The sequence below is a fragment of the Mycobacterium sp. 1245111.1 genome, from assembly GCF_001673405.1.
Classification (GTDB): Bacteria; Actinomycetota; Actinomycetes; order Mycobacteriales; family Mycobacteriaceae; genus Mycobacterium.
This window is the reverse complement of record NZ_LZLV01000150.1, coordinates 1-11017: the sequence shown is the minus strand read 5'-3', so window position 1 is coordinate 11017 and position 11017 is coordinate 1. Positions and strand designations below refer to the sequence as shown.

11 protein-coding genes and 4 pseudogenes are annotated in these 11017 nt (G+C 68.5%); 7 read left to right on the top strand and 8 right to left on the bottom strand.

Features of this window, described 5'->3' with window-relative positions; genetic code table 11:
* Positions 1 to 186 (top strand): annotated as a pseudogene (locus tag A5658_RS28275) (class I SAM-dependent methyltransferase); the annotation flags it as partial.
* Here the strand turns inward: A5658_RS28275 and A5658_RS29015 are convergent.
* From A5658_RS29015 to A5658_RS29440, 3 genes and pseudogenes are all read right to left on the bottom strand, one after another.
* Positions 184 to 738 (bottom strand): annotated as a pseudogene (locus A5658_RS29015) (SAM-dependent methyltransferase); the annotation flags it as partial. The pseudogenes A5658_RS28275 and A5658_RS29015 overlap by 3 nt on opposite strands.
* 205 nt (positions 739 to 943) lie before the next feature.
* Positions 944 to 1345, bottom strand: coding sequence for a DUF2867 domain-containing protein (locus tag A5658_RS29445; RefSeq protein WP_369830564.1), 402 nt, complete (start codon positions 1343 to 1345; stop codon positions 944 to 946).
* A 21-nt stretch (positions 1346 to 1366) separates the two neighbouring features.
* Positions 1367 to 1753 (bottom strand): annotated as a pseudogene (locus A5658_RS29440) (hypothetical protein); the annotation flags it as partial.
* Between the two features lie 21 nt (positions 1754 to 1774).
* Here A5658_RS29440 and A5658_RS24850 point away from each other — a divergent pair.
* Positions 1775 to 2374, top strand: a complete 600-nt coding sequence (locus A5658_RS24850; RefSeq protein WP_067341706.1) for a TetR/AcrR family transcriptional regulator — start codon at positions 1775 to 1777, stop codon at positions 2372 to 2374.
* Here A5658_RS24850 and A5658_RS24845 read toward each other — a convergent pair.
* Positions 2360 to 3106, bottom strand: coding sequence for a maleylpyruvate isomerase family mycothiol-dependent enzyme (locus A5658_RS24845; RefSeq protein WP_082993407.1), 747 nt, complete (start codon positions 3104 to 3106; stop codon positions 2360 to 2362). The genes A5658_RS24850 and A5658_RS24845 overlap by 15 nt on opposite strands.
* Before the next feature lie 87 nt (positions 3107 to 3193).
* On the opposite strand from A5658_RS24845, the gene A5658_RS24840 reads away from it, so the two are divergent.
* From A5658_RS24840 to A5658_RS24830, 3 genes are read left to right on the top strand one after another with little or no spacing between them, the layout of a single operon-like run.
* Positions 3194 to 3799 carry a TetR/AcrR family transcriptional regulator gene (locus A5658_RS24840; protein WP_067341720.1) on the top strand — a complete coding sequence of 202 codons (606 nt, stop codon included), beginning with the start codon at positions 3194 to 3196 and terminating at the stop codon, positions 3797 to 3799.
* A 52-nt stretch (positions 3800 to 3851) separates the two neighbouring features.
* Positions 3852 to 4826, top strand: a complete 975-nt coding sequence (locus tag A5658_RS24835; protein WP_067341703.1) for a methylenetetrahydrofolate reductase C-terminal domain-containing protein — start codon at positions 3852 to 3854, stop codon at positions 4824 to 4826.
* Entirely contained in the window at positions 4823 to 5581 is a 759-nt protein-coding gene (locus tag A5658_RS24830; RefSeq protein ID WP_067341700.1) for a class I SAM-dependent methyltransferase, read from the top strand. The genes A5658_RS24835 and A5658_RS24830 overlap by 4 nt, the downstream gene beginning before the upstream one ends.
* Here A5658_RS24830 and A5658_RS24825 read toward each other — a convergent pair.
* Genes A5658_RS24825 through A5658_RS24810 form a run of 4 tightly spaced genes read right to left on the bottom strand, consistent with a single transcriptional unit; the run spans position 5578 to position 10254 of the window.
* Complete coding sequence (locus A5658_RS24825; RefSeq protein ID WP_067341697.1) at positions 5578 to 7731, bottom strand: AAA family ATPase; 2154 nt, start codon at positions 7729 to 7731, stop codon at positions 5578 to 5580. The two genes, A5658_RS24830 and A5658_RS24825, sit on opposite strands and share 4 nt — an antisense overlap.
* Positions 7728 to 8588, bottom strand: coding sequence for a phosphatidylcholine/phosphatidylserine synthase (locus tag A5658_RS24820; RefSeq protein ID WP_067341715.1), 861 nt, complete (start codon positions 8586 to 8588; stop codon positions 7728 to 7730). Before A5658_RS24820 ends, A5658_RS24825 begins: the two co-directional genes overlap by 4 nt.
* Entirely contained in the window at positions 8588 to 9301 is a 714-nt protein-coding gene (locus tag A5658_RS24815) for a phosphatidylserine decarboxylase (protein ID WP_067341694.1), read from the bottom strand. The genes A5658_RS24820 and A5658_RS24815 overlap by 1 nt, the downstream gene beginning before the upstream one ends.
* A gap of 29 nt (positions 9302 to 9330) precedes the next feature.
* Entirely contained in the window at positions 9331 to 10254 is a 924-nt protein-coding gene (locus A5658_RS24810) for an SDR family NAD(P)-dependent oxidoreductase (protein ID WP_067341691.1), read from the bottom strand.
* Positions 10255 to 10333: 79 nt separating this feature from the next.
* On the opposite strand from A5658_RS24810, the gene A5658_RS24805 reads away from it, so the two are divergent.
* Together A5658_RS24805 and A5658_RS28270 are read left to right on the top strand one after the other, a co-directional pair.
* Positions 10334 to 10816, top strand: coding sequence for a PH domain-containing protein (locus tag A5658_RS24805; protein ID WP_067341688.1), 483 nt, complete (start codon positions 10334 to 10336; stop codon positions 10814 to 10816).
* Between the two features lie 26 nt (positions 10817 to 10842).
* Positions 10843 to 11017: pseudogene (locus A5658_RS28270) on the top strand (hypothetical protein); the annotation flags it as partial.

The window sequence follows — 11017 nt, the reverse complement described above, 5'->3', positions numbered from 1 at the left end:
GGTGGTTTTGACCCCTCGACGCCCACCGCATGGTCGGCCGAGGGCCTGCTGCCCTATCTACCGCCAGCCGCCCAGGACCAGTTGTTCGAGCGGATTCTCGAGCTCAGTGCCGCCGGCAGCCGGATCGCGGCGGAAACGTTGAGCCCGAGTGCATTCGATCCGGACTATCTCGAGCGGGGTCGCCAATTCCTGGGCGGCTGGCGGTAGATAGGGCAGCAGGCCCTCGGCCGACCATGCGGTGGGCGTCGAGGGGTCAAAACCGGCTTCCTGCAATGCCTTCGGCCAATCGGCTCGCAGATCGATCGGCACGGCCCGGTACCGGCTTGCCGGTTGCGCGTCGTGGGCTTTCAGCGTGTCCGCTTTGAACGCGAGCACTTGCGGCTGGTCGATTTCGTAGACGACGGTGCCGCTGACCCAGGGCAGCCGCCAGGCGCGGGCGTCTAGACCAGCCGCGAGGATCACGATCTGGTCGATGCCGTTGGCGCCGGCGGCGATGAAGTACTCGTCGAACCATTTGGTGCGCGCCGCCGCATAACCTCCGACGAGCGGCAGATGCTTGGCGATTTGCGTGGGATCCCAGCCGCGCGCCACGGCGGCGTCGACGAAAAGTTGCGCGTACCGATCGATGAACAGCGGGCAACCGCAATCGGATTCGGCGGCCCGCGCCAAGGCCACACCCAGCGCGGTCGCGCCGACGCTTTCGGTGACGCTCCAGCTGTCGTCGTCGGTCCGTGCCATGAGACCAGATTAGTGAAATTCGAAACCGGTCGCTGGGGCAGCGGGCCACGTGGTGTACTTCGACGCAATGAGCAGCGACGTGGCAGTCGACGTCGACACAGGCGTAGCCGTGCTCACGCTCAACCGGCCCAAGCACCTCAACGCCCACACCGGAGCTGCGTGCGCCGCGGTTCGGCGCGCGGCTGTCGGCCGAGTGGAAGCCGCTCTAAACCGCAACGCGGGCAGTGTGTTTCGCCAGTTGCGGTGCTATCACCCGATGCAACGGACCTACTGCGAGCCAGACCGCCCGGGCAGCCAAGCGGCGCCGATAGTGCAGGCGGGTGGTCAGTACGGCACGGCGTCCGTCCTGGCGTCGCAGGTCCATCTCGCCGTGCATGAGAGGCCCGTTGGCGGCCAGCACGACTTCGTCGGCGTCGGATCGCATGATCGACCAACCGATGAGGTGCTCGGGTGACGAAGCGGGGCCGAGCCGAAATCCGAGTACGTGGCGATGGATCCACAGCACCACGGCGCCGAGGGCGCGGGGATTCTGCCCGAGCGCATCGCGCAGTGCCTGCTCGGCGGTGCGCGAGTCCGCCGGTCGGGTCGGGACCTCGAAGACATCCACGTAGTCGGCGGCGTCGTCGCCGATGTCGGTCCGGCCGGCGAGTGCCCGCGCGGCAATGCGTTTCAGCGTCAACCGCACGACCACCCGATGGCCGCCGGTGCCGATCACCAGCGCGCGGTAAATCTTGCCGTGCAGACCGGGAAAATTCGCCCACGTCGCCGAACGCACGCGGGTGCATTGCGGTCCGTCGGCGTCCAACTCGAACACCCATCGGTACCTGGCGAACAGGTGTCGGCCTTTGAGCGCCAGTCGTTCGGGTGGCCGGGCTTCGTCCAGGACGAAACCGGTGGGGACCGACGAGGGATCGTGCGGGTCGCGGCAGATGATTCGCAGCAGCGCGGACCATGTCTCGGCACGGTTGGCTGCCACCGATATGGCATGCTCATCGATATAGGATAATCGTTCCATATAGAAGGACCGTACTAGATCATGGCCCCTCCGCGGAAGCACCAAACCGATGTGATCCTGGACGCAGCGCGCGCGCTGGTGCTCGCCGACGGGCCGCGTGCCGCCAGCGTGGGGGCAATTGCCAAGGCCAGCGGGGCGCCGGCGGGGACGCTGTACCACCGATTCGCCAACCGCGACGGGATATTGGCGGCCGCCTGGTTGCGGGCGCTCGGCAGATTTCAGAGCCGGGCGCTGGCCGCGACCGGCGACACTGTCCTGGAGTCCGCGGTCGCGACTGCCGTTGCGGCGATCGAATTCCTGCGTGCGGTGCCCGACGATGCCCGGCTACTGGTGGCGCTGCGCCCGAGCGACCTGCTCGACGGCGAACCCGACGATGACCTGCAGCAGACGTTGGCCGCGCAGAACGCCCCGCTGATCGACCGGCTCAACTCCTTCGCGCGCGAGTTGTACGGCAGCGAAGATCCGCGCGGCGTCGATGCCGTGGCGCGAGCGATCGTCGACCTGCCCTACGCCGTTGTGCGGCGACACGCCAACTCCACACCGATCCCGGATTGGCTGGAGGTCGACGTCGCAGCGGCCTCGCGCGCCTTGCTGACGAGCTTCCGGTCAGAACACGTTTAGCTTGCGGACGACCTCGAGGCTCGCCGGATCGCCCTGCGCGTCGACGCCCAAGGATTCCCAGCCGCCGCGTTGAGTCACCCAGCGCACGAACGCCGCTGCGTCACAGTCGATCTGGCCGGCCAGCTCGCCGTCGCCGATCTTCACGCTACGCGTGTCGACACCGGACAGACGTACCTCGACCGCGTTGGCCAAGCCCTCCAGAAGCGTGCTGTTCTGCTGCGGCAGCGCCGCCTCGATCCAGTCCAGCGTGGGGGCCAGCCGCAGTTCGTCGGACGCCGGTGGTTCTCCGGCGAACGGTCCGTCAGGTGGAAACAGGTCATACCTGATGTGCACGTAGTGCTCGAAGGCGTAGGCAGTCGGCACAAGTGCGGCCGGGTAGGTCCCGACGTCGCCGAGTGGCACCTCGACGTCCTGGGTCTCCACCGCCGCGAGTAGCTCCAGCCCTCTGGCGCTGGCGGTCTCGTAGTCGGCCAGAATCTCGGCGGCGGTCATGGACCGGCGCGAGTCGACGTACAAGTCGGCGGCTCGCTCGGCCGGAAGTCCGGCTGAGTCAGGCAGTTTCGACATGTCCACGGCCAGCCAGAAGCTGCAGGCCATATGCGACACGACGTCTCGAACGGACCAACCCGGACACCCGGTGTCCTGCGACCAGACGGAATCGTCGAGACCCCGGCAGAGCGTCAACAGCGCGTCGCGGTCGGCTTCAATGGCCTTCAGTGCTGAACTTGGCATTGTGGTGCACCTCTCCGGTCGACGATTAAGAAATCTACATACCGTATGTATGAAGATACATACGGTATGTATGAAAGGCAACGCTTGATGGGCGCTACCCGCCGAACGCAGGCCGAGCGGGCCGCCGGGACCCGCGAGGCGCTCACCGCGGCCGCGCGTTCGCTGTTCGCCGCGCACGGTTTCGCCGACGTCTCGCTCGAGACGATCGTGCGGTCCGCGGGGGTGACCCGCGGCGCCCTGTATCACCACTTCGCGGACAAAACCGAGCTGTTCGCCGCGGTGTTCGAGCAGGTCGAGGGCGAGCTGGCGGCGCGGATGGGCGAGTCCATCGCCGCGTCGAATCAGACCGATCCCGTCACGATCATGCGGCTCGGTGTCGACTTCTGGCTGGATGCCAGCTCCGATCCGGAAGTGCAGCGCATCGTGCTCGTCGACGCCCCGGCGGTGCTGGGCTGGGCGCGGTGGACCGAGATCGGCAACCGCTACAACATCGGCTTCGTGCGTGACCTGCTGGCCGGTGCCATCGAGATCGGTCGCATCCCGCCGCAGCCGGTCGAGGCGACGGCGCTGACGATGCTCGGCGCGATGCGCGAGGCCACGCTCTACGTGGCACGGGCGGACGACCACGATCAGGCGCGCCGAGAAGCCGGCGCCGTGATGAACCGACTCATGCAGGCGCTCAGCGCCGGGTGATAGCTAACGCGCGGCGTTTTTCGGCCATCGCTACCGGGTATCTGGTCACGACATGGTTGACCAGCTATGCCCCAAACGCATGCAGTATGGACCGTGCGGGGGCGTGAAGCACGATGGCCAGTGCGAAATGCGCTCTGGCCCTTGCGCCTTCGCTGACGTAGTGCCATGGCAAGGTGCGGCCGTCGCGATGTCACCGGTGGCCGCCCCGCTCATCCTGACCGATTTCAGCTGCACGCCTTTCGATGCCGCGGACATCGCCGCCACCGCGGTCACGCTCGCGTCGAGTTGTGACGCGGTGTTGGTCGGCGAACACCAGAACCGGCCCGACTTTCCACCGACACTGATGAGCCAACTGATCCTCGATGAAGGTGTGACGCCGTGGATCACGCTGTCCTGCCGCGACCGCAATCGCGTTGTGCTGGAGCAGGAGCTGCGCGGCCTGCGCTTTACCGGGGCGACGACGGTGTTCTGCGTGACCGGGGACGGTCGTGGCTACGACGTGCGTCCCGACGTCACGCAGACCTTCGACCTCGACGGACCGCGGCTGGTGGCATTGGCCGCATCGCTCGACATGGTTGCCGCCGTTCCGGAAACGCCTACTGCGCCGCCGACCCACGCGCGGGCGGCCCGATTGATCGAGAAGCAGCGAGCCGGAGCGAGCCTGGCGGTTCTCAACCACGTGTCGTCGGCGTCGGCGTTGTCGGCGTTCATGCATGACGCACGTTCGGCGGGACTGCGCATGCCGGTGCTGGCCGCGGTCGCGGTGTTCACCGATGTGGTGTCGGCCGCGGTGTTGCAAGGCCTGCCTGGGCTGGAACTGGAACCGGAAGTGGTCGAGAGTGTGGTCAACGCGGCCGATCCGGTCGAGGCCGGCATCATGGCAGCCGTCGCCGAGGCGCGAGCGTTGCTGGCTATCAACGGTATTGACGGGGTCAATCTGTCGGGCTTGGCGTCTGCGGCGGGCACCAGGCGCGGCGCGGAGATCAAAGCCGAGGTGGGTGCGCGAATCCGAGCGGAGCTGACATGACCGATCCGGCTGAGGCTGAATTCGACTCGCTTGCCGAGTGGACCGCGCAGGTCGCGACCCACCTCGGTGAGGAGTTCTATATCCCGGCGGGCTGCCGCGGTAGTGGAAGTCCGGCTGTACTCGACTGGTTGATCGCCGAGTTGGATCTCAAAGCCGATGAGACGCTGCTTGATTGCGGCGCCGGTGTCGGCGGCCCGGCCGCCTATGCCACGCAGCAGCGCGGTGTCCAGCCGATACTCGTCGAACCGCAGGCCGGTGGCTGCAGCGCATCGCGCAGGCTCTTCGGCTTCCCCGCGATCCAGGCCGATGCGTCAGACCTGCCGTTCCCCGACGAGGCGTTCGATGCGGCGTGGGCGCTGGGCGTGCTCTGCACCACCGAGTCCCAGGTGGAATTGCTGCGTGAACTTCGGCGGGTGGTGCGGCCGCCGGGTCGTATTGGGCTACTGGTCCTGGTGACCCGGGAGCTGTCACCGCCCGGGGAACCGGAGGACAGCTTCTTCCCGACCCGAGAGTTGTTGGACTCGCTCGTGCGTCGAGCGGGCCTGCGCGTCGAGGCGTGGCGCGGCGTGGGCGACATCTGGGAACCGCCAAAGGACTGGCAGCAACGGGTCACGGCTGTCGAGGCCGAGTTGGAGCGCAGGTACGGCGACGAGCGCGAGTGGCAGGTGGCCGAGCGGCAGTCCGATCGGATCGCTCGGCTGCTGAGGGACTCCGTCATCGAGCCTCAGGCGTTCCGACTGCTGCGAGCCGACTAGCGTTCCGCGGCGAACGCCCGCAAATTGGCCAGTTGCGCGGAATCCAGTGAGGGATGGACATTTTCGCGCGCAGCCGCAACGTCGGCCGCGGTGATCTCGGCGGCGTCGACCGAGCGACGCATCGCGGTGAGCGCGGCCTCGCGTAGCAGCGCCACGCAGTCGGCGGCGCTGTAGCCGTCCAGGTCGGCCGCCAAGGCATCGAGATCCACGTCGTGCAGCGGAATCGACTTGCCGGCGGCTCGCAGAATGTCGGCTCGCGCATGAGCATCGGGCGGCTCGACGAACACCAGCTTCTCCAGCCGACCGGGCCGCAGGAGACCCGGATCGATCAGATCCGGCCGGTTGGTGGCCCCGACCACTACGACGTCGCGCATCGGCTCGATGCCGTCGAGCTCGGTGAGCAGCGCCGCCACCACCCGGTCGGTGACACCGGAGTCGAAGCTCTGGCCACGCCGCGGCGCCAGCGCGTCGACCTCGTCGAGGAAGACCAGCGACGGCGCGGAATCGCGTGCCCGGCCGAACAACTCGCGGACCGCCTTCTCCGATGAGCCAACCCACTTGTCCATCAGCTCAGAGCCTTTGACGGCGTGCACGGATAACCGCCCGGTGCTCGCCAGTGCGCGGACCACGAACGTCTTGCCGCAGCCCGGTGGCCCGTAGAGCAACACGCCGCGGGGCGGCTGGACACCGAGCCGGGCGAAGGTGTCGGGATGCTGCAGCGGCCACAGCACCGCCTCGGTCAACGCTTGCTTGGTTTCCGCCATGTCGCCGACGTCGTCGAGGGTGATCGAGCCGACCGACACCTCCATTGCGGCCGAGCGTGACAGCGGCCGGATCACGCTCAACGCGCCGAGTAGGTCGGCCTGGGTGAGCGTCGGCTCGTTGCCTTCCGAACTGGCCCGCGCCGCCGCGCGCAACGCCGCCTCGCGTACCAGCGCGGCCAAGTCGGCAACCACGAAACCGGGTGTGCGGTCGGCGATCTCGCCGAGGTCGAGGTCGACGGTGGGGACCCGGTCCAGCAGGCCCTGCAGCAGCGCCGCGCGGGTCGCCCCGTCGGGCAGGCTGAGCACCAGTTCCCGGTCGCACAGGTCGGGGGCGCGAAGCCGCGGGTCGAGGTTCTCCGGTACCGACGACGTGACGATCACCGCCACTCGGGGTGCGGCGACCGCTTTGCGAAGCTCCGAGAGAATCAGCGCCGCAACGGGTTCGGCGGTGGCCGGTAGCAGCGCGTCGACGTCGGCGACCAACAGGACGCCGCCGCCGTCACATACTTTCGTTACCGACGCGGCGACCCGCCGTAGGCGGTCGTCGGCGGCCAGCGCGCCGACCTCGGGGCTGTCGAGTTCGACCAGTCGTCGGTCGGCGCAGACCGCGCGCACCAACGCCGTCTTGCCGACACCGGCGGGGCCGGATACCAAAACACCCAAATTGGTTGTGGCGCCCAGTGTTTGCAGAAGGTGTGGCTCGTCCAGCGCAAGCTTGAGCCATTCGGTCAACTTCGCCGCCTGCGCGCTGACACCCTTGAGATCGTTCACGGTGAGCTGCGGCGCCTTGACGGTGGCCGGTGCCTCGACGGCCCCGGCCGCGACGCCATTACCCCAGGTGACCAACGAATTCGGTTGCACACTCACCGGTCCGGTGGGATCCACGCCGGTGACCGTCAACAGCTCCGACGTCCAGCTGATACCCACCGCGGACGCCAGCGCGCGCGTCGCCGCCGATGTCGAAGTGCCAGGGCCTAGATCCCGCGGCAACAGCGACACCGCATCGCCGACGGTTAACACCTTGCCCAGCAGGGCTTGTCGCAACGTGGTCGGAGCCACCGACTGGGAGGCCAGCGTCGAGCCGCTCAGCGTCACCGACCTGGCGCCGTACACCGTGGCGGCGACGACGATCACCGCCGCATCTTCGATCAATCCCGCGTTGGACAGCGTCACGTCGTCGAGCAGGACGGTGCCGACCGGAACCTGCGGGCCCGCCATGCCGGCCACCGCCGTCGTGGTTCGCGACCCGGTGAGCGACACCGCGTCCCACTCCCGAATGCCCAGCGCGGCAATCGCATTGGGGTGCAAGCGAATAACCCCCCGACGCGAGTCGACCGCCGAGGTGTTCAGTCGAGCGGTCAAGGTGAGCTGAGCCGGAGCGGTCATGTCCGCCCGGTCGGCCGGCGCAGGCCGAGTCGCGCCATCGACCGGCGGTTCGGCTGGGCACGACGGATCGCGCGTCGCGTGGCACGTCGCTGCTTGGGTTTCTCACCCCACGCCTCGGGATGCGCGGCCAGCCAATGGTGGGTGCGGACCGAGAACGGGATGTAGCAGAGGTAGGCCGCGATCACCACCATGATCAGGATGTACGGGAACAGGAATGCGGCTGCGGCGACGATGGTCAGGCCCGCCAGCAGGAGGGCGGCCAGGTTCGGCGGCACCGAGACGGCATGCATCTTGCGCATCGGGATGCGGCTGACCAGCAGCATCGAGCAGGCCACCATCCACGCGCAGACAAACCACTGCGACGTCCACCAGCCGGGGCCGAACTGCAACTTGGCGGCCAGCGGTCCGAGCGCGCAGATCGCCCCCGCCGGTGCCGGCACGCCGACGAAAAACTCCCGCGCGAACGGCGGCTGGCTCACGTCGTCGAGCAGCGCGTTAAACCTGGCCAGCCGCAACACAATTGATACCGCGTACAGCATGACCACGACCCAACCGGCCGGCTTACCGGGCAGCATCGACACGTACATCACCACCGCCGGCGCCACCCCGAAATTCACCGCGTCGGCCAGCGAGTCGATCTCCTCGCCCATCCGCGACTCGGCGTCCAGCGCGCGGGCCACCCGACCGTCGAGCCCGTCGAGGATTGCCGCGGCGGCGATCAGCGCGATCGCCACGTATGCCTGGCCCTCCAGCGCGAAGCGGATCGAGGTGAGCCCGGCGCAGATCGCCAGCACGCTCATCGAGCTGGGCAGGATGCGCAGGGGGACGACCCGCCTGCCGCGCGGCTTGTTCGTGATCACGGCAACTCGGCCAGCACCGTCTCGCCGGCCACCGCCCGCTGGCCGAGTCCGACCAACACCTCGGCGCCGGCGGGCAGGTAGGTGTCCAGCCGCGAGCCGAATCGGATCAGCCCGTAGGTATCGCCGATCGAGAGCTTGTCGCCGGCATGGACGTTGCAGACGATGCGGCGGGCCACCAGACCGGCGATCTGCACCGCCACGATCTCGGCGCCGTCGGCGGTGCGGATCCGCACGCTGTTGCGTTCGTTGCTGTCGCTGGCCACCGGGAGGTCGGCCGAGCCGAACAGACCGGGCCGGTGCTGCACGGCGATCACCTCGCCGCTGACCGGGGCCCGCTGCACGTGGGCGTCGAACACCGACAGGAAGATGCCGACCCGCGTCAGCTCCGCGTCACCCATCCCCAGCTCGGGCGGCGGGGCGGCCGACTCGATCAGACACACCTGGCCGTCGGCCGGCGCCACCACGACCCCCGACCGGGTCGGTGGAACTCGCGGCGGGTGCCGGAAGAAGCCGGCACAGGCGCCGGCGGCCAGCAGCCCGGTCCGGCGCAGCCAGCGGGAGCGTCGGCCGACGACAGCCAGACCCAGTCCGGCGGAGATGAACGGCAGTCCGGCCGGATGCACGGGCGGGACAGTCTGCCGCAGCAGAGACAGCACGTGCTGCGGGCTGATCGTCGGGTTCTCGGCGGTCGCGCGGGGACGTCGTGCCACGCGGTTATCTTACGGAGCCGCCGCGGCTGTCAGACCGGATACGTGACGCCGGTCAGTTCCTCGGAGACCGTCCACAACCGGCGCTGCAGGTCCTCGTCGTGCGACTGGGCGCTGGATGAGACGAGCTTGGGGTGGCCACGCTGCTCGCCGAGGCCGTCGGGCCCGAAGTACTGACCACCCTCGACCTCAGGGTCGGTGGCGGCCCGCAGCGTCGGCAGTGCGCCCATCCCCGCGTTCTGGAACAGGAACGTGTCGGCCAGCGCGAACAGCGGCTTGACCAGCCTCGGTGCGCTGCGGCCCAACTCCGTGCTGGACGCACCGGGGTGCGCCGCGACCGCGATGGTGTTCGCGTGCTGCTCGGCCAGGCGACGCTGCAGCGCATAGGTGAACAGCAGGTTGGCCAGTTTCGACTGGCCGTAGGCCGCATAGCGGTCGTAGCTGCGTTCCCACTGCAGGTCGTCGAAATGGATCGCGGCGCGTAGCCGGTGGCCCGTGCTGCTGACCGTCACCACCCGCGAGCCCCGCACCGGCAGCAGGTTGTCCAGCAGGAGCCCGGTCAGCGCGAAGTGGCCCAGATGGTTGGTGCCGAACTGCATTTCGAAGCCGTCGGCGGTGACCTGCTTAGGGGTCCACATCACCCCGGCGTTGTTGATCAGCAGATCGATCCGCGGGTAGGCCTTGCGCAGTGCTGCCGCGGCGGCGCGCACCGAGGCCAGTGAGCCGAGGTCGAGCTCCTGCAGCGTCACGTCGGCGTCCGGGTGGGCGGCGACGATGCGCGCCAGCGCGAGGTTGCCCTTCTCCAGGTTGCGCACCGCGAGGACGACGTGGGCTCCGGTCTGGGCCAGCGCCGCGGCGGTGTGATACCCGAGGCCGGTGTTTGCGCCGGTCACGACGGCGATTCGGCCGTTTTGGTCGGGGATGTCCCCGGTGGTCCATTTGCCCTCGGAACTCATCGCAGAGAACCATACCCACCATCATTTGGCGTCGCCGTGTCGGTGCAATCCGGGCAGGCGTCGGTGGCATCCTCAAGGCGTGGACATGGTTGATCCCGCACATCCGCCGAGTCGGCGCGCGCCGCTGCGGTGGGCGGTCGGCGGCATTATGCCGTGGCTGCTGCTGGCCGTTGGGCAAGTCGTCTGGCTGGGTTTCGACAAGCGAATGCCCTGGCTGCACCTCTTGATCGGCGTCGCGACCGTGCTCGGCGTGGTGGTCTCGACGGCCGTGGTGCCGGTGTGGCGCTATCGGGTGCACCGCTGGGAGCTCGGGCCGCAGGCCGTGTTCACCCGCACCGGCTGGCTGGTCCAGGAACGGCGTATCGCACCGATCTCGCGGGTGCAGACCGTCGACACCTATCGCGGGCCGATCGACAGATTGTTCGGCTTGGCCAACGTCACCGTCACCACGGCCTCGTCGGCCGGCGCGGTGCACATCGTCGCACTCGACGTCGATGTCGCCGATCATCTGGTCGCGCAGCTGACCGACATCGCGGCGATCGGCGCCGAGGACGCGACGTGAGCGCCGAAGACCCGGCCGTGCGCCGCATGAGCGGCGCCAGTGCTGAGGAGCGGCGCCAAGTCATCGAAACCGCTTGGCAGCGGTTGAGTCCCAGGATGTTGTTGGTCCACCCGGTACACGAGCTGCTGCGCGAACTGCCGTTTCTGATCGGCGCCATCGTGCTGGGTACCACAACAGGTAACCAGTCGTGGACCGTGGCCG

Bases quoted from the DNA above. Each gene is read 5' to 3' on its own strand.
- A5658_RS24825 (WP_067341697.1), bottom strand. From the start codon at position 7,731: ATGACCGCTCCGGCTCAGCTCACCTTGACCGCTCGACTGAACACCTCG.
- A5658_RS24835 (WP_067341703.1), top strand. From the start codon at position 3,852: ATGGTTGACCAGCTATGCCCCAAACGCATGCAGTATGGACCGTGCGGG.
- A5658_RS24830 (WP_067341700.1), top strand. From the start codon at position 4,823: ATGACCGATCCGGCTGAGGCTGAATTCGACTCGCTTGCCGAGTGGACC.
- A5658_RS24845 (WP_082993407.1), bottom strand. From the start codon at position 3,106: ATGCCAAGTTCAGCACTGAAGGCCATTGAAGCCGACCGCGACGCGCTG.
- A5658_RS24840 (WP_067341720.1), top strand. From the start codon at position 3,194: ATGGGCGCTACCCGCCGAACGCAGGCCGAGCGGGCCGCCGGGACCCGC.
- A5658_RS24850 (WP_067341706.1), top strand. From the start codon at position 1,775: ATGGCCCCTCCGCGGAAGCACCAAACCGATGTGATCCTGGACGCAGCG.
- A5658_RS24810 (WP_067341691.1), bottom strand. From the start codon at position 10,254: ATGAGTTCCGAGGGCAAATGGACCACCGGGGACATCCCCGACCAAAAC.